9 protein-coding genes are annotated in these 18,539 nt (G+C 59.4%); 2 read left to right on the top strand and 7 right to left on the bottom strand.

Annotated elements, in window-relative coordinates:
• Positions 1-813 precede the first annotated feature (813 nt).
• Complete coding sequence (pssA, locus tag KUW18_RS17985) at positions 814-1,635, bottom strand: CDP-diacylglycerol--serine O-phosphatidyltransferase (RefSeq protein ID WP_206943964.1); 822 nt, start codon at positions 1,633-1,635, stop codon at positions 814-816.
• 232 nt (positions 1,636-1,867) lie between these two features.
• The gene (ilvC, locus tag KUW18_RS17980) at positions 1,868-2,899 is read right to left on the bottom strand and encodes a ketol-acid reductoisomerase (protein ID WP_224852159.1); all 1,032 of its coding nucleotides are present in this window, start codon (positions 2,897-2,899) and stop codon (positions 1,868-1,870) included.
• Positions 2,900-3,122: 223 nt separating this feature from the next.
• Between ilvC and ilvY the strand changes: the two genes are divergently transcribed.
• On the top strand, positions 3,123-4,010 hold the full coding sequence (gene ilvY / locus KUW18_RS17975; RefSeq protein ID WP_206943966.1) for an HTH-type transcriptional activator IlvY: 888 nt from the start codon (positions 3,123-3,125) through the stop codon (positions 4,008-4,010).
• A gap of 92 nt (positions 4,011-4,102) precedes the next feature.
• Here the strand turns inward: ilvY and ilvN are convergent, their stop codons facing one another.
• Positions 4,103-4,594: an acetolactate synthase small subunit gene (gene ilvN, locus KUW18_RS17970; RefSeq protein ID WP_206943968.1), complete on the bottom strand. Its 492-nt coding sequence runs from the start codon at positions 4,592-4,594 to the stop codon at positions 4,103-4,105.
• On the bottom strand, positions 4,594-6,318 hold the full coding sequence (locus tag KUW18_RS17965) for an acetolactate synthase 3 large subunit (protein ID WP_222562035.1): 1,725 nt from the start codon (positions 6,316-6,318) through the stop codon (positions 4,594-4,596). Before KUW18_RS17965 ends, ilvN begins: the two co-directional genes overlap by 1 nt.
• Before the next feature lie 619 nt (positions 6,319-6,937).
• On the opposite strand from KUW18_RS17965, the gene KUW18_RS17960 reads away from it, so the two are divergent.
• The gene (locus KUW18_RS17960) at positions 6,938-8,359 is read left to right on the top strand and encodes a sugar porter family MFS transporter (protein ID WP_206943970.1); all 1,422 of its coding nucleotides are present in this window, start codon (positions 6,938-6,940) and stop codon (positions 8,357-8,359) included.
• Positions 8,360-8,751: 392 nt separating this feature from the next.
• Here KUW18_RS17960 and clpB read toward each other — a convergent pair whose 3' ends face one another.
• The 3 genes from clpB to KUW18_RS17945 form a co-directional block, all read right to left on the bottom strand.
• Positions 8,752-11,334: an ATP-dependent chaperone ClpB gene (gene clpB, locus KUW18_RS17955; RefSeq protein WP_222562034.1), complete on the bottom strand. Its 2,583-nt coding sequence runs from the start codon at positions 11,332-11,334 to the stop codon at positions 8,752-8,754.
• A gap of 181 nt (positions 11,335-11,515) precedes the next feature.
• The gene (locus KUW18_RS17950) at positions 11,516-16,468 is read right to left on the bottom strand and encodes a DNA repair ATPase (RefSeq protein ID WP_222562033.1); all 4,953 of its coding nucleotides are present in this window, start codon (positions 16,466-16,468) and stop codon (positions 11,516-11,518) included.
• Between the two features lie 87 nt (positions 16,469-16,555).
• On the bottom strand, positions 16,556-18,502 hold the full coding sequence (locus tag KUW18_RS17945) for a hypothetical protein (protein ID WP_224908844.1): 1,947 nt from the start codon (positions 18,500-18,502) through the stop codon (positions 16,556-16,558).
• Positions 18,503-18,539 lie beyond the last annotated feature (37 nt).

Below are 18,539 nucleotides of genomic sequence, written 5' to 3'. Positions count from 1 at the left end.
ACTTGGCTCAAGGTTCAAACGTCTCGTTTGACGAGTCGCTTGCCTTGATATTTCAGTGACATTGTCACTGACTCATCGGCAAGCGCCCACATGAATTACCTGATCAATTTTTAAAGAGCATGCTCTTGACTCTAGTGAGCTCAATGAGCGTCTCGCTGTTGCCGAGCGCTTTGCTCAGCGCCCTGCGAGGAAGGCGTATTCTACAGAATCGAAGCGTTTCGTCAAGCGCTTTCTTTTGCGTCCCGCAAGCGATGCTTGCAGACTTCAAAAGAGAGCGAAGCGTGCCTCAGCGCATCTTTCGATGCCCTGTCGGCGACCCCGATCAAGTGGCGAGCATTTTACCGATTTCTCGTTGCTCGTCAAGCAGTGATTTTTCCGAGAAGCTTCAGAAAGCCTTTTCAAATCAACTACTTTTACCACTCTTCACCGCCTGTGACGTTTGCTCGTCGCCGGCAGCGGATGCGTACTTTACGGATCTCGAGGCAGCTTGGCAATAGCCTGACGTAAAAAAAGTGCGCACCGGCACATCGCCCTTATCCACACCCCTCTCCTCATGACACCTCAGTGGATAACCGTGCGCCCGAGCGGGGAGCACGATGGGCAAGCTGCAGGGCGTTCAAGTCCAGGAACCAAGCGCCGAAGGATAGGGAGAACAGCAGAGAGGGGGAAAAGCAGAGAGGGAGAGCCGAAGGCGAAGGAAGGGAGCGGAAGAAGAAGAAAAGAGCGAGAACCGCTGATCGCGAGCAGAAAGCGGCTACGCCAGCCAGGCCGCGAGCTGGCAGGAATCCGCCAGCTCGCTTAATCGACGGGAACTCAGGATTTCAGCTTGCGCATCAACGCCAATGCAGGACCCGATGCGACATAGGTTCCAAACAGCAACAACAGCATCACCGAAGGCTCGATGGAGATCACCACAAAGCCAAGCACGATGGCCAGCAGCACCACAAAGGGTACGGGCCCTTTCAAGTCCACGTCCTTGAAGCTGTAATAGCGAATATTGCTGACCATCAAGATGCCGGCAGCACCCACCACCAGCAGCATCAGCAGCTTGAACCCGAGTGCAGTGGCATCGAAGCTGTGGAAGGTCCAGACGCTGGCAGCCACCAGTGCCGCCGCAGAGGGGCTGGGCAACCCGATAAACCATTTCTTGTCGACACTGCCGATCTGGACATTGAATCGCGCCAGCCTCAAGGCCGCGCACGCGACATAAAGAAAGGCTACCACCCAACCCGTCTTGCCGATGTCCTGAAGAATCCAGGTGAAGGCGACAAGCCCGGGCGCCATGCCAAAGGAAATCATGTCCGCCAGACTGTCATACTCCGCACCGAACTCACTTTGGGTATTGGTCAAACGCGCCACGCGCCCATCCAGCCCATCGAGCACCATGGCAATGAAGATCGCTACCGACGCTGCAGTAAAGTCACCATTGAGAGCCGCCACCACAGCAAAGAAGCCGGAAAACAGCGCTGAGGTCGTAAACAGGTTGGGCAACAGGTAGATCCCCCGCCGGCGCACCTTCTTGCCGTCCTCCACTGCCTCCTCCACAACTTCGGACTCCCGCATGAAGGCGCTTGCCAGATCTTCTTCCTGCGACTCCCGCGGGGTCGGCTCACGCTTGCCTGCGTCTTCGCTCATCTCTGTCATCCATTGGCTTCGGGTATGAAAGGCATTCTACACCACTCAACCTTCACCGCCCTGCCGACGTCAAGGCAACTCTTGTCTTACCCCAGACTCGTGATAGGACTCCCCACCTCAGGCGCGCTAACAGCGCGATGTCAGCAAACGCAAAAGGGAGAAGCCTCGGCTTCTCCCTTTTGCTATACGCCGGCAGTCTGGACGACCTGACGGTCGCCCCGACAAGGCTGCATCAGTTCTTGGTCTTGTCGACCAGCTGATTGGCGGCGATCCACGGCATCATGCCACGCAGCTTCTCGCCAACCTGCTCAATCTCGTGCTCCGCATTCAGGCGACGACGCGCGGTCATGGACGGATAGTTGGTGTTGCCTTCGTTGATGAACATCTTGGCATATTCACCCGTCTGGATACGCTTGAGCGCATTGCGCATCGCCGCGCGAGACTCGTCGTTGATGACCTCAGGGCCGGTCACGTACTCGCCATACTCCGCGTTGTTGGAGATGGAGTAGTTCATGTTGGCGATACCGCCTTCGTACATCAGATCGACGATCAGCTTCAGCTCGTGCAGACACTCGAAGTAGGCCATCTCAGGCGCGTAGCCTGCTTCCGTCAGCGTCTCGAAGCCGGCCTTGACCAGTTCTACTGCACCACCACACAGCACCGCCTGCTCACCAAAGAGGTCAGTCTCGGTCTCATCCTTGAAGGTGGTCTCGATAATCCCGCTACGACCGCCACCAATGGCTGCCGCATAGGACAGGCACAGCTCTTTGGCTTGGCCAGTCGCGTCCTGATGGATAGCGATCAGGTCCGGGATGCCGCCGCCGCGAGTGAACTCGGAGCGCACGGTGTGACCAGGTGCCTTCGGAGCAATCATCACCACGTCCAGATCCTTGCGCGGCTCGATCTGGTTGTAGTGGATGTTGAAACCATGAGCGAATGCCAGCGTCGCACCTTCCTTGAGGTTCGGCTCGATATCCTGCTCATAGATGGCCTTCTGATTCTCGTCAGGTGCCAGCACCATGACGACGTCAGCAGACTGGCATGCCTCAGCGACGGAGGCCACCTTGAGACCTGCCGCTTCGGCCTTGGCCGCCGAGGAAGACCCAGGACGCAGGGCAACGGTCACGGAAACGCCAGACTCTTTCAGGTTGTTGGCATGGGCATGGCCCTGAGAACCGTAACCCACGATGGTGACCTGCTTGCTCTGGATCAGCTGAAGGTCACAGTCCTTGTCGTAATAAACGCGCATCTGGTGCTCCTGGATTCGTTTGCCTGCTCGGCGTTAATAGGTCTTGTGGTGTTCAGCGTTGATGGCCACCCGCGCCGTCTTGTGCGGCGCTGGGCGAGTGTCGACCGGCCATGACCAGGTCGCCCATCCATGCAGCCACCTTACCCGCGCACCTGTATTGCGTAAAACGCTATATTTGCAATACTACATCCCAATATGTGAAACGCAGACATTCCCTCTCTTTCTTGCTCGGTGCGATATGGACCTACGCCTGCTGAAACACTTTCTCGCCCTGGCGGACACCCTGCACTTTGGCCGCGCCAGCGAATCGTGCCATGTCAGCCCATCAACGCTTAGTCGCTCGATTCAACAGCTGGAGGACCAGCTCGGAGTGAGTCTGTTCCAACGCGACAACCGCCACGTCGTCATGACCCCTCAGGGGCATCACTTCCAGCGCTACGCCAAGGAAGCGCTGGAACAGTGGGAGCAGGTACGGCTGTCGCTCCAGTCGACGGCGATGCGCTTGAGCGGTGAAATCAGCATCTATTGCTCCGTGACGGCCAGCTACAGCTTCCTCTACAGCCTGCTGGCGGAGTTCCGTCAGCGCTATCCTGATATCGAGCTGAAGCTGCATACCGGCGATCCGGCTCGGGCCATCCAGCGAGTCCTTAACGGCGAAGAGGACATGGCGATCACCTCGCGTCCCAGGCGAATGCCGGAAGGGCTCGCCTTCAAGTCACTGACCCGCTCGGCCCTCGTGTTCATTGCTCCCCAGGAGTCGCAGCCGTGGATTCCGCAGCAGCCGATGAGCCCCAGCCAACCACAGTGGCAGGGTGTTCCCATGATTCTGTCGGAGGGTGGGCTGTCGCGGGAGCTGGCTGATACCTGGTTCAAGGCGCTGGGGGTAAATCCGACGATCTACGCTCAGGTTGCCGGGCACGAGGCCATCGTCAGCATGGTCGGACTGGGCTTCGGGATCGGAGTCGTACCCCGTATCGTGCTGGAGGCAAGCCCTCTGGCTGAACGGGTCAGGATGCTGCCGGTGAAGCCGGAACTGCCCTACTACGATGTGGGTCTATGCGTACTGGAGCGTCGCCTGAAGAGCCCGTTGATCGATGCCCTGTGGCAGGAAGTCGTGGAACGCTGACACCACCCATGAAAACGCCGCCCCGAAGGGCGGCGCAAGGCGTGTGCAGTGAGCGCGAAAGCCAAGTGCTGGCCACACGATCACGACCGCCGCTACAGGCTAAGCACCTTGTCACCACGGGCAATACCGGACACCCCGGTACGCGCCACTTCAAGGACGCCGACCGGCCCCATGGCCTGCAGAAAGGCATCGAGCTTTTCTGCATCTCCGGTGATCTGCACGGTATACAGACTCGGAGTCACATCGACAATCTGAGCCCGGAAGATATCCACCGTGCGCTTGACCTCGTCGCGGGCGGCACCCAGCGCTTTCACCTTCACCAGCATCAACTCTCGCTCGATGTGGTTGCCTTCGGTGAGATCCACCAGTTTGACCACATCAATCAACTTGTTGAGATGCTTGGTGATCTGCTCGATCACCCGGTCATCGCCAACGGTGGTCACCGTCAGACGCGACAGTGTCGGGTCGTCTGTCGGCGCCACATTGAGGGTTTCAATGTTGAAGTTGCGCTGAGAAAACAGTCCCACGACCCGCGACAGCGCACCCGGTTCGTTTTCCATCAGAATCGAGATGATATGTCGCATCAGGTCCGCTCCGTCTTGGAAAGCAGCATGTCACGCATGGAGCCCAGGGGCACCTGCATCGGATAGACGTGCTCGTGCGGGTCCACCGCGACATCGAGGAACACCAGCTCATGGGTGTCTGCAAAGGTTCTTGCCAAGGCTTCCTCGAGATCTTCCTTCTTCTCGACCCTCAACGCCGTGAAGCCGTAGGACTGGATCAGCATCTGGAAGTCCGGCAGCGACTCCATGTAAGAGTGCGCGTGACGCGACTTGTAGTTGAGGTCCTGCCACTGCCTCACCATCCCCAGGGAACCGTTGTTCAGATTGATGATCTTGACCCCACCACCAAACTGCTTACAGGTGGAAAGCTCCTGCATCATCATCTGGAAGCTGCCTTCGCCGGTGACGCAGACGACTTCTTCCTCGGGGAAGTTCTGCTTGACGCCCATGGCCGCCGGAAACCCGAACCCCATCGTGCCCAGGCCACCAGACGTGATCAGGCGGTTGGGCTTGTCAAACTTGTAGTACTGAGCCGCAAACATCTGGTGCTGACCAACATCGGTGGTAACGAAGGCTTCACCCCGCGTTACCCGGCAGATGGCCTCGATGACTTCCTGGGGCTTGAGCACTTCTCCCGGCTTGGAGGGCTCGTAGAGCTTGCCCTTGCGGTCCTCGCGCCAACCATCGATTGTCTTCCACCAGTCCTTGAGTGCCTCCGGATTGGCAATCTCATGACCTTGCACCAGGCTGATCATCTCGTTGATCACACTGGCGGCCGGGCCCACGATCGGCACGTCTGCACGCACCGTCTTTGACACCGAGCTTGGGTCGATGTCGACGTGGATGATCTTCGCCGTAGGGCAAAACTTGGACGTGTTGTTGGTAACGCGATCGTCGAAGCGCGCACCGATGGCGATCACCAGATCCGCATGGTGCATGGCCATGTTGGATTCGTAGCTACCGTGCATCCCCAGCCAGCCAAGGCACTGATTGTCACTCTGGGGATAAGCACCGATGCCCATCAACGTGGTGGTGATAGGAAAGCCAAGCTGCTTGACCAGATCGGTGAGCCCTTCGCTGGCACGCCCCTGTACGACACCGCCACCCGTATAGAAGACCGGACGGCGCGCCTTCAGCATCAACTCCACCGCCTTCTTGATCTGACCGGTGTGGCCGCGGCTCACCGGGTTGTACGAGCGAATCTTTACCTTTTTCGGGTAGACGTACTCGTAACGCTCGGTGGGGGCCGTCATATCTTTCGGGATATCGACCAGAACAGGACCAGGACGGCCCGTCGCTGCCAGGTAAAATGCCTTCTTCAGCACCTCGGGAATTTCGCTGGGGTGCTTGATCGAGAAGCTATGTTTCACGATCGGGCGGGTCACACCGACGATATCGGTTTCCTGGAAGGCATCGTCACCAATCAGGTGACTCATGACCTGACCGCAAAGCACGACCATCGGAATCGAGTCCATGTAAGCGGTCGCGATGCCGGTCACCGCGTTGGTGGCACCTGGACCAGACGTCACCAGCACGACGCCAGGATTGCCCGAAGCACGCGCATAGCCGTCGGCGGCATGGGTGGCAGCCTGTTCGTGGCGCACGAGGATGTGCTTGACCTTGTCCTGACGGAACAAGGCGTCGTAGATGTGTAGCGCGGCGCCGCCTGGATAGCCGTAGATGTATTCCACGCCCTCATCCTGGAGGAAGCGGGCGATCATGTCCGCGCCTGAAAGCAATTCCACAGATGTATCTCCCCTGGAGGTCTCGAGTGCGATTCGTACCGGTTATCGGCACGAAGTCGAGTGCAGCGATATGCTGCTGCCGGCGCACCGGCACCTGATGCCAAACCCTGGCGTCCGTCGGCCCGGTTGGGGCCTGCACTCTCATCACGGCGGGTCACCGCGTCGGGGCGTTGGCCAGGCGGGGCGGTTAACCCTCACCTGGAAGTCCTTCGGCGGGTAGAGGCACGCAGGCCTACCCTTCACGCGGCGTTGGGGGGTCTCCCATGGTGCCGCGCCCGCAGTCAGGAACCCACAAGATTCCAATAGCGCCCAGTGACTGTCAACCGCCGTTCTTGACCCGCACGCTCCCTGCACCGTGCAGGCCATCCCGTTATCGCTGTGATGGATCACCTGCAGTGGCCATGCCCACGACCAATGTCTAAGCCCTGGAGCTCGAAGTATTCCTGCTTGGCTGCTGTAATGAGATGGACAGGTGACACGATTCACTTTTTCACATCCAGCTCATCGTCACCACACGAACCAAGCCTGTAACGCGCGAGTTCGCTCCTGGACAACACCTTCGCGGGCACTTGGCCGAGAGCACAAGACGCCGCATGAGTGAATCGATTCACCTCTCATCATGCTCTCTTTGACGACAATCACAACAGCTCAACGAGGACTTGCCATGTCCAGAATCGTCCAATGGTCCATCACCGTCGCCCTTGCGGGCTTTCTCTTTGGCTTCGACACGGCGGTCATCTCCGGCGCCGACAAGCCGATTCAATCCCTGTGGGGGCTAAGCGACCTGCAGCATGGCCTGCTGATCATGTCGATGGCGCTGTGGGGCACAGTCATCGGTGCCATTTTCGGCAACTGGCCCACCGATACGCTCGGCCGGCGCGCCACCCTATTGATGATCGGCGTCTTGTATCTGGTCTCTGCGGTGGGGTCGGCCATCGTGTCCGATCCTTGGCTATTTGCTTTCTTCCGTCTGATCGGAGGGATTGGCGTGGGGATTTCTTCCGTCGCCGCGCCAACCTACATTTCGGAAATCGCCCCACCGCGCCAGCGTGGCTTTCTCGTTGCCCTTTATCAGTTCAACATCGTGTTTGGCATCCTGATGGCGTTCGTGTCGAACTATGTGATCGGCAGCGTGATCGGTGATGACGCCTGGCGCTGGATGCTCGGCATTGAGGCCGTTCCTGCGCTGATCTACACCCTGATGATCACCCGTGTGCCACGCAGTCCACGCTGGCTGATCCTGAACAAGAACGCTATCGAGGAAGCGGCAAGCGTGCTGCGCTTGATCAATCCCGCAGCAGACGTGGATGCCGACATCGCCGCCATCCGTGACGCAGAAGCGCAAGAGCAGTCTGCCAAAGCCCCCTTCTTCTCACGACGCTATCGCCTACCGCTTCTGCTGGCCTTTCTGATTGCCTTCTTCAACCAACTCTCGGGCATCAACTTCATCATCTACTATGCTCCACGAGTGCTCGAGGCAGCCGAGCTGGGCAGCCAAGCCGCCTTGCTCTCCACCGCTGGCATCGGATTGGTCAATCTCATCTTTACCATGATCGGCATGTCGCTGATTGATCGCTTCGGGCGACGCACTCTGCTGTTTATAGGATCGGCGGGATACCTGGTCTCTCTGGTCATGATCTCACGAGCCTTCTTTGCAGAGGCGCTAGGCGGCATCGAGGTTCCCATGCTGCTGGCACTGTTTATTGCGGCCCACGCCATCAGCCAGGGTGCCGTTATCTGGGTCTTTATCTCGGAGGTGTTTCCCAACCACGTGCGCGCCCGAGGACAATCGTTTGGCGCCTCCATTCACTGGGTATTTGCGGCGCTGATTACCTTGGTCATGCCCTGGATTCTCAGCACCTTCAATGGTGGCCCGGTGTTTGCTTTCTTCGCCCTCATGATGCTGCTGCAACTGCTTTTCGTGATGTTCCTGATGCCTGAAACCAAGAACGTCAGTCTGGAAGAGCTGCAACGACATCTGGTAGGCGACAACGTCAGGCTGCGCCGCGTCCGACTTTCCGGGGCACGTGTCCTGCGCTGAACGATGGGCCAGCGAGACGCTGCCCTCTTTTCACCGGCAGCATCTCGCCATGGGGCAAACTTGCAAGACAGTGTCCGCCAGCGAGAGACCCGGCACCGCTATCAACATTGCCCGGCCCAGCTATCACAATAGCCCGGCCCTGCTGTCACAATAGCCCTGCCCTGCTATCACAATAGCCCGCCCCTGCTATCAAAAAGCCCGCCGGGTGGGGAACCGGGCGGGCAAGGGGGTCACAGGACGCAACCTGAACTTCAGTATAGCGAGAGGCATGAAATCTGCCTGATAACGCTTACCGATACTTCATAACAGCAAAGACTGTAAGTGAACTCATCCCCTTCATGAGGAAGGGGATGACACCCAAGGGCTTAAACAGACGGACGACCGGGCACACGTCAGTGGGCAAAACGTAGCTGACCGTCATCCGCCACCACTCGAATCACCTCTCCGGGGGTGAACTTGCCCGCCAGCAAGTCCTGGGCCAGCGGATTCTCGATACGGCTTTGCACCGCTCGCTTCAAGGGACGCGCGCCATAGACGGGGTCGAAGCCGACCACCGCCAACAAAGCCAGCGCTTCGTCGCTGACCTCCAACCCCAGTTCGTGTTCAGCCAGGCGCGAACGCAAGCGCTCGAGCTGGATGCCGGCGATCTCTTGAATCTGCTCTTGCCCAAGCGCGTGGAAGACCACCACCTCGTCGATTCGGTTGATCAACTCTGGGCGGAAGTGGGTACCCACTACCTCCATCACTGCCTGGCGCATGCTGTCATAGTCCGCGTCATCCCCACCAAAATGCTGAATGATGTCGGAGCCCAGATTCGACGTCATGACGATGACCGTATTACGGAAATCCACGGTGCGTCCCTGCCCATCGGTCAGGCGCCCGTCCTCCAGCACCTGCAGCAGAATGTTGAAGACGTCTGGGTGGGCTTTTTCCACCTCATCCAGCAACAACACCGAATACGGCTTGCGACGTACCGCCTCGGTCAGGTACCCACCTTCTTCATAGCCGACGTATCCGGGGGGAGCGCCGATCAAGCGTGCAACGGAATGCTTCTCCATGAATTCAGACATGTCGATGCGAACCATGGCTTCCTCGGTATCGAACAGGAAGTTGGCCAACGACTTGCACAATTCGGTCTTGCCCACGCCGGTGGGGCCAAGGAACAGGAAAGAGCCATTGGGACGCTGAGGATCTGCCAATCCCGCGCGTGAACGGCGCACCGCATTGGACACCGCTGTGACCGCCTCTTCCTGGCCGATGACGCGCTCGTGCAGCGCCTCTTCCATACGCAATAACTTGTCGCGCTCGCCCTCCAGCATCTTGGCCACCGGAATGCCGGTCCACCGGGATACGACCTCGGCAATTTCCTCCTCGGTGACGTTGGAGCGCAGCAGGGTGTGATGGCGCGTATCGGTTTCCGCGTCCCCGCTCTCGGCAATCTTCTTCTCAAGCTCCGGAATCACCCCGTACTGAAGCTCCGACATGCGCCCGAGGTCACCCTGGCGTCGTGCCTGCTCCAGATCTACCCGCGCGCGATCAAGCTCATCCTTGAATTGGGCAGCTCCCTGAATGCTGGCTTTCTCGGCCTTCCAGATCTCGTCGAGATCAGCGTATTCACGCTCCAGCTCCTCGATCTGCTCAACGAGGGTTTCCAGTCGCTTGCGCGAGGCTTCATCAGTTTCCTTCTTGAGGTGCTCCCGCTCCATCTTGAGCTGAATCAGGCGACGATCCAGACGGTCCATCTCCTCAGGCTTGGAATCCAGCTCCATGCGAATACGTGACGACGCCTCGTCGATCAGGTCGATGGCCTTGTCCGGCAACTGCCGATCGGTAATGTAGCGGGTCGACAGCTTGGCGGCAGCGATGATCGCCCCGTCCGTGATATCCACACCGTGATGAACTTCGTAGCGCTCCTTGAGCCCGCGCAGAATCGCGACGGTATCCTCTTCGCTCGGCTCATCCACCAGCACCTTCTGGAAGCGACGTTCGAGCGCGGCATCTTTCTCGATGTACTGACGATACTCGTCAAGGGTGGTGGCACCGACACAGTGCAACTCACCGCGAGCCAGCGCCGGCTTAAGCATATTGCCGGCGTCCATCGCCCCCTCGGCCTTGCCTGCGCCCACCATGGTGTGCAATTCGTCAATAAACAGGATGACCCGGCCCTCTTCCTGAGCCAGCTCATTCAACACCGACTTCAGGCGCTCCTCGAACTCACCACGAAACTTGGCGCCAGCCAACAGGGCTCCCATATCCAGCGACAGCACGCGCTTGTCCTTCAGCCCTTCTGGCACTTCACCATTGATGATGCGACTCGCCAGGCCCTCGACAATAGCCGTCTTGCCGACCCCTGGCTCGCCGATCAATACCGGGTTGTTCTTGGTGCGCCGCTGCAGTACTTGAATGGTGCGACGAATTTCATCATCGCGACCAATGACCGGATCCAGCTTGCCATCCGCAGCCCGCTGGGTCAGATCCAGGGTGTACTTCTCCAGCGCCTCCCGACTGTCCTCGGCGTTGGCATCATCCACCTTCTGGCCACCTCGAACGCTATCAATCGCCGTCTGCAGAGACGCCTGGGTGACCCCTGCCTGGGTAAGGACCTTTGACACCGCGTGCTTCATGGCCAGCGCGGCCAGTAGCACCAACTCGCTGGCGATATACTGATCGCCGCGTTTCTGGGCCTCTGCATCGGTCAAGTTGAACAGCTTTATCAGATCGCGAGAGGGCTGCACCTCGCCATCAAAGTGGGCAACCTTTGGCATATCGTCGAGCAGACCTGCGAGTCCATCTCGCATCCTTGCGGCATCGCCGCCGGACTTCTGTACCAGCGCCTTGATGCCGGTATCGCGATTGTCGAGCAGTGCCAGCAGCAGGTGTGCGGGCTCCATCTGATTGTGTCCACGGCCCACGGCCAACGACTGGGCATCGGCAATGGCTTGCTGAAGCTTTGCAGTAAACTTGTCGAAACGCATCGATATCTCCTTGGGGATGGCGATGCGATCGGACGCACCGCGTGACCCTGTCAATGTGACTTGACAGAGATATGGCGGTGCTTTAGCAAGGTTTCAAGTCGGGTTGGCGCTGCTGCAGCGGGCGTGCTGCAACGCCAGGGGCTTAGACTCCAGGCGCAGGCTGGCAGGTGACATATCGACACTAGGTCCTGTCGCAGAGCTGCGAATCACGGTCTCGCTGACGACTCGACACCCCCTGCCCCAGCCCTTCGGCAATCCGCCCAAGTTGCATGACGACCTTGGCCCCCACATCCTCGTCTCCCCCCGCCTGCTGACGCCGACGGTACTCTGCACACACCGAGGCCCAGCGCGCTGCATCGTCGGGGTCCATCGTGCCTCTCAAGGCACGTAGCTTGAGCAGGTTTTCTTCCGCACCGCTGGTCAGCAGTTGCGCCTCACCCTGGTAGTGATCGTCGATCAGTGCATCGATATCGCCGTCGGTCATCGCAGGGGACAGCTTCTCCACCAACTTGGCCATGTTGCGATAGCTGCCTTGAAGCAGAAATGGCGGCTCTTCCCGGTAGCTGTCGGCTTGGGCACTGGACGCGATATAAGCGCCATTGACCTTGAGAATGACGTCGCGTATCCGCTGCATTCTGGTCAGCAGGGCGACAATCTCATCTCTTTCTGCCCCACTGTAGTCATGTTCCAGCTCACTGACCGGCACCTCCCTGCCAGCGGCCATGTCGATGAACCGGTAAACGTCCTCCATACCCCGGGTCAACAGAGGGGCCAGCACCGGGTGAGCGCTCAAGCTATTCTCGATGTACGACTGGGCAAAGATGGTCGCTGTGCCGGAGAGAATATCGCCGAGATTGTAGATATCAGCACGGTTGGCAAGCATGTCAGGCACACGAAACGCCTTGCCCTCCTCGGTATAGGGATTGCCGGCCATCACAATGCAGAAGCGTTTTCCCCGCAACTGATAGGTACGCGTGGTGCCGCGCCAGACACCATCGATGGTGCGGGTGGCGTCGCTCAGCGAGATGAACTTCTGCAGGAACTCTGGATCCGTGTGCTGGATGTCATCAAGATAGAGCATGACGTTGTTGCCCATTTCCAGCGCCAGGTTGACCTTCTCCAGTTCGGCTCGTGCCGTGGCATGAGGCGCCTTCTGTGGATCGAGCGATGTCACCTCTCGCCCCAGACTCGGGCAGTTGATCTTCATGAAGATAAGGCCCAGACGATGGGCGACATACTCCATCAGCGTGGTCTTGCCATAGCCGGGGGGTGAAATCAGCATCAACAGCCCCATCAGGTCGCTGCGTCGCTTCGCTCCCACGGTACCCAGTTGTTTGGCCATGTTGTCGCCAATCAACGGCAGATAGCTCTCGCTGATCAATCGGTTGCGTACAAAGGACGTCAGCGGGCGAGGCCTGAACGCAGTGACATCAAGACGCCTGCCTTGTTCTTCCAGCACGCTCTTGCGCAGGTCCTGCAGCTGCTCCCACGCAGGCTCCACCCGTGCCAGATGGTGTTCGAGACGATGCTCGAAGTCATCAAGGCGAAGCATCAACCTGCGTGATTCGATCAGGCCATGATCGCCGAGAAGTCCCTCGACGGGAACGCTCAACTCAGCCTCCCGCGGCGTCCAGGACAGCTGGTCGCCAGCGTCGATCATCGCCACTACCTCGTCCAGATAGTAGCGCTCCAACTCATCGATACCCGCCGCATTACTCCAGGCACTCAGCCAGCGTCGGGTCGCCATCCAGCGGTCTGCCGCACGCCTGGCCAGGGCCTGTCGCATGGCCTCGAAGGCAGCTCTCTGCTGGCCACGATCTAGCGCCTCGCGAAAGGCGTTGGCCAACCGGTCCGCATGCTGAGACACCTCGATGCCCTGCTGATCGGCTGCCAGCCATTCGACCAGATACGTCGCGGCTTCGTGACAGCGCTCCTCCGCCCCCAGCGCCACCACCAACTCATAGGTGGAAAGCAGCGGTGCGAGTTCTGCCACCAGGTCGCGTTTCAGCTCGTCGCTTCCGTATTCCCGCAGTATCTGTCCTGCGCCCACACAGTGGGCAATCAATTCCTGGGCCTCGGCGGTCGGCAACCCCAGCCAGTAGTGAAGACCCACAGCGCGTGCCAAGGGCGAGAAGCGCAACAGCCCCGCCTGACGTCGGGCCGGCTCGAGCACCGCGATAATGCGAGCCGCATCATGGTCATGCACCCCTTGCTCGTATCCTTCACGGAAGCGGGGAGCCGCAAACTGCCGAACAGACGCCTCGAGGGCATCCATGTCCGCCGTGTCCACGACAGCATCGACATGCTGCAGGTAACGATACGCCAGATATTCGCCACGATAGACCTGTGGCGACTCGGAGGGCAGGTGCTGCGTCCATAGCGGTGACAGGGCCTGGAGCTCAGCACAGGTCAGCGTCTCGTAAAACTGGGTACCGGTGATATGGAGAGTGAGCTGGTCGTCTCTGGGTACCAGCGTCAGCGAGACCTCCTGGCGATTGACGGAGAAGCGATGACGCGGCCCCAGCCGGATAACCTGCCCCCCGTCTTCAAATAGGTCGGCACGATCCCTGACGCTGCGCAACGCCGCATCACGGACAGCCACCAGCCGCGCCTCCAGATCATCCGCCTCCATGGTGGCGCCCAGCTCACGTAGGCTCGCGACCGAGTCGATGACCTTCTCGATCATTGGGTCGGCGGCGAGAAAGGCCTGCAGAGCCGCCTCTTCCTCGAAGCGCTCCGCCCGACGAGGCACACCGTCGAGGATCCGCTCAGCCGCCTGAGACATCGCCATCACCCGCCCACGGCGCTGCTGAGCCAGCTGTTCACGCTTGGTCTCGATGGCCTCCTGGCAATGCTCTCGCTGCTGAACAATCGAGGTGAGAAACGCCGCCTGCTCGCCAAATTCGGCCTCCAGTTCCTGCAGCAGGTCCAACATGCGGGTCAACAGCTCAGTGGCGTCATCCGGCGCGGAAATGGCCGCGATACCCGATGCCAGGCTCTGTTCGAACAGTCGCAAGCGCGCTCCAAAGCGAGCCTTCTGTTCGACAACCGTGAGCTCCTCGAGGCGCCGTTCCGCTGACGTGCGCTCGCGATTGAGCGAGGCAAACACGGTCGCCAGCATCTGATTGACGTTGACCTCAAGCTCTGGATTCTTGCCACCCAGGGTAGCCAGCATGGCCTGAACCAGGTCTAACCCTTCGGCGATCTCGCGATAGTCCGCCACGCAATCCACCAGCGCCTGACGAGCCGTGGCCTGCTGACTTCTGTCCACCAGCGCCGCAAGGCTATCGCGGTAGCCCTGCAAGGCGTCTGGGGTGGCAAGAAAGGCAAGGGTCCTGTCGATCAGGCGCTGCTCGATCTCCGCCACGGTCTGGTCCATGCTGTCGACCGCTTCAACATCCACATAACGACGCTGCGCCAGGGTACGCACGTCACCGCGAAACTGCCGAACGGCCTTCAGCTGTCGCAGAAATGGCTCTGGATGGTGCCAGCTATCCGGTGTGATACCTCGCTTCAGCGTGCTCAGCTGTGCCGACGCTCGGGTGACCGCTTCGGCGGATTGGCGACGGATCTCTTCGACTTTTTCAAACTCGTCGCCGATCGTCTCTGCCGTTTCCCGAATACACTGAATCTGTTCAGGCAGGTGCTGGACATCCGTCTCGCCGTCTTCTCCCGGCAGGGGTATTTCATCGATCCAGTAGTACTGCTCGAGCAAGCGATCGCAGCCCTTGATCAGCTGCGCTAGGTACGCATCGTAGGGTTGCAGTCCTCGCACCAGCCCTGCCAGGTCGTTGAGCTCGGCCAGTCCCCGAACCAGCTCCGCGTTACCGATACGGCCTAGCTGGCTGTCATTGTCAGCGGCGTGGCGAGCATGCTGGATATCAGACAGAAAGGGGGTAATCCATATCTGCAAGGGGTGCACCAACGAGGGTTCACGCTCCGCATTGAACAGCACCAGATGGCCGTTATCGAACAGCGCTGCACCGTGTCCCAGCAATGGCGCATCGGCCTGCTTGGTGACCAGGTTGTAGCGATAGAACACCACCCTCCCGCTGCTGCCGGCATAGAAGTGGTACAGCACATCTTCGCCGTTGGGCGAGCGAACGGATCGCAACAGACGCATGGGCTCGGCCGGTACGTCAAAGGTCTTGAGCTGACCATTGCTGAGCAGATACCCAGACGCAAACATCAGCCCGTGGTTGTCTGGCAGCAGCACAATGCCGCTATCCATCGCATCACAGCGCTGAATACCTCGCGTCGGCCGGTGGAAGGCGTAGTAGCGCATCACCTTTTCGGCAAAAGGGCGAATCCTGACGAGCAGCAGCTCGCCCAGGTCGGCGTACTCGACACTGGCGTCATCCAACGACTGCGAGTCAGACTCCACCCTGTCGGTATAGATACCCTCGCCGCTGTCGGTATTGTTCTCGACCTTGAAGGTCACCGAGCCGCCGAGGTTATCGACGAACAGCGTATCGGCAATATTGATGTGCGGAGAACGCCCCTGAACATGGTCGTCTCTGCTGACTCGCCGCCAGGCAAAGTCAAAGCGGTCAGGCAGACTCAGGTCACGGTCGCCGCGGTTGTCGATGTAGCGACTGACGTTGCCAAGGGCGTCCAGCTCCCAGCGGAAGACTCGACGATCCTCGAGCTTCTCGCCAATCTGGAAGTCCATCAGCAGCATGCCCTTGAGGATCACCAACTGGGACAGCGTGGCATGACTGTAGTACTGCTGGAGTTCCTGGAAATCGGTATTGAAGCGCTCGTCGGTCAGAAAGCTCTCCGACACCCCCAACTCAGCAACACTAAACGCATCCTCCTGGTCATCGACCCGATAGAGACGAAACACATCCTCCACGCGCAGCGCCCGCTTGAGGCCTAGCTGAACGTGAAAGCCAAACAGCATTTGGTCGCCAATACGGACGGCATCACGGGCAATCGACTTCAACTCGGTGCGCACTCGACCTCGCCCCAGCAACACCATCGAGGTAGCGCCAAAGGTCTGTTCACGCAGGGTGTTGAGGGAAGCGGTCAGTCGTTCGAGTTGCTGCCCTTGTGTGGCCAGGCGGCGAGCAAGCAGTGCATAGGAAGAACCATCTTCGTGAAGCTTGGCGTGTTGGGGATCGGAGTCAGCCATGGTGCCGGAATGCCTATTGCAGAAGTGGAAGCAGCATCGTTGCGATAGCCCGGACACGGCCGAGCTATCGCTGGATGTGTGAGCGTCTTACTGCTGATGATCCTTGGCAGAAGCACGGCTCATTGCATTGCCGGCCAGACCAGCCATGAGGGTTTGCAGCGCGGGCGCCTTGTCCATTACGCCCTGCACCCCCTTGCCGATCCCCAACCCCTTGGAGAAGGTATCGAAGATGCCACCGTCACCGCCGATCAGCTCAAACTTGGCGCCTTTCAGTGCTTCCGCCATCACTCGTCCATTTTCCTGCACCGCTACACGCTGCATATCGATGCTGGCCAGCGTCTCCTTCTCAAGCAGCTCAAGGTTCATGCGGAACTGCTCGAACTCACGAGCATCGGCGGACATGGCGTCGTACGCCTTCAACTTCTCGACCAGACCATTGGCTTCGGCCCGGGCCAGGGCTTCTCGAGCAGACGCCTTCGCCAGCCCCATTTTTTCCTCACCAGACGCTTCTGCCTCGAGGCGCTGTTCAAGTACTCGAACATCCGCAAGACCCGCATCTTCGTCGGCCTTGGCCTTGACCGAAATGACCTCTGCCTCAACCAAGCCCTCCGCACGCAGGGCCTTGGCGCGAGTTTCCTGTACCTGCGCCTGCGCCAATCCCTCGGCAGCCGCCAATGCCTGCTGGCCGCGAGCCTGCTTTTCATCTGCGACCGCACGCTTCTCCGCCGCCTCTGCCTCGGCCTGGGCACGCACCAGCACTTCGTCGGCCTCCAGCTTGGCACGCTCGAAGGCGGCCTCGGCCAGGCGCAGCTCCTTGATCTTGGTCTCTTCTGCCTCAGCCTCGGCGGCCACCACGCTGGTGACCTTGCGGCGATCAGCCTCGGCACGGTTTCGCACATCCCGAATATGCTCTTCTTCCTCTGCCACGTTGCGCTCCACCGAGATGCGCTCGCTGGTGATCACCGCGATCTCCTTGCGCTCGACTTCCAGGGTCTTCTCCATGCCGATACGCTCGACCTCGACGCTGCGCTGACGGTTGACGTCCTCGAGTTCACGCGCCTGCTGGATACGCACTTCCTCGATCTGTACCGCGCGCTCCCGCGCCTTTTCGGCCATTTCGACCTGACGGCGCATGTTCTCGCTGGCGACGGCGAGCTCTTCGTCGGTCTTGATACGCGCCGCTTCAGCCTTGGCCCGCTCCTGCTCCTTCACCTGCTCTGTCTCGGCTTCCTCACGGGCTCGAATCGTCTCGATTTCCCGAGTCTGGCGGGCCTCGGCGTCAGCCTGAGACTTGTCCAGCTCAAGCGAGGCCTCACGGGCCGCGACGTTCTTGCGCTTGATTTCCAGCTCCTGGTCGCGCTCAAGCCGGTTGGTATCCACGTTGTGGGCCGCCGTGATTTCGGTAATGCGGCGAATGCCTTCAGAGTCGAGGATGTTATTGGGATCCAGGGCGGACTTGGGCGTCTGCTCCAGATAATCGATGGCGACATCTTCCAGCACATAGCCGTTGAGATCTTCGCCGATGGTCTGGATGATCATGTCGCGAAAACGCTGCCGCTCCTCGAACAGCTGCATGAACTCGAGTTTCTTGCCGACGGTCTTGAGTGCCTCACTGAACTTGGCATTGAACAGTTCATTCACCGCGTTTCTATCGGAAGCACGGTCGACGCCAACGGACTTGGCAACCCTCAGGACATCCTGCGCGGTCTCGTTGACACGCAGATAGAACGCGACCGAGATATCTGCTCGCAGGTTATCCTTGCAGATCAGTCCCTCTTTCCCTTGGCGGTTCAATTCCAGGGTAATCACCGAGATCTTCATCGTTTCATCACGATGAATGACGGGCAGTACCATGGCCCCGGTAAAGTAGACCTTGGGGGTCTTGGACATATCATTGACGATCAACGCCTGCCCTTGATCAATCTTCTTGTAGAAAGCCTTGATCAACAACATGATTGATACAATGACCAGCACGATGACGCCTACCACTACCAAGGCGGGCATCACCCACGAAAAGTCCATTTCAAACGGCATAATATCTTCCATTGATCGCACCCCATTCCCTGTCGTA

This window comes from Halomonas sp. DP5Y7-2 (genome assembly GCF_019802025.1).
In the GTDB taxonomy this organism is placed as follows: domain Bacteria; phylum Pseudomonadota; class Gammaproteobacteria; order Pseudomonadales; family Halomonadaceae; genus Halomonas; species Halomonas litopenaei_A.
Note: the sequence above shows the minus strand (reverse complement) of the source record. Positions and strands in the feature narration are given on the sequence as shown.

Excerpts from the sequence above, each read along its gene's own strand:
- ilvY (WP_206943966.1), top strand. The coding sequence starts at position 3,123 with ATGGACCTACGCCTGCTGAAACACTTTCTCGCCCTGGCGGACACCCTG.
- KUW18_RS17950 (WP_222562033.1), bottom strand. The coding sequence starts at position 16,468 with ATGGCTGACTCCGATCCCCAACACGCCAAGCTTCACGAAGATGGTTCT.
- KUW18_RS17960 (WP_206943970.1), top strand. The coding sequence starts at position 6,938 with ATGCTCTCTTTGACGACAATCACAACAGCTCAACGAGGACTTGCCATG.
- pssA (WP_206943964.1), bottom strand. The coding sequence starts at position 1,635 with ATGAGCGAAGACGCAGGCAAGCGTGAGCCGACCCCGCGGGAGTCGCAG.
- clpB (WP_222562034.1), bottom strand. The coding sequence starts at position 11,334 with ATGCGTTTCGACAAGTTTACTGCAAAGCTTCAGCAAGCCATTGCCGAT.
- ilvN (WP_206943968.1), bottom strand. The coding sequence starts at position 4,594 with ATGCGACATATCATCTCGATTCTGATGGAAAACGAACCGGGTGCGCTG.
- KUW18_RS17945 (WP_224908844.1), bottom strand. The coding sequence starts at position 18,502 with ATGCCGTTTGAAATGGACTTTTCGTGGGTGATGCCCGCCTTGGTAGTG.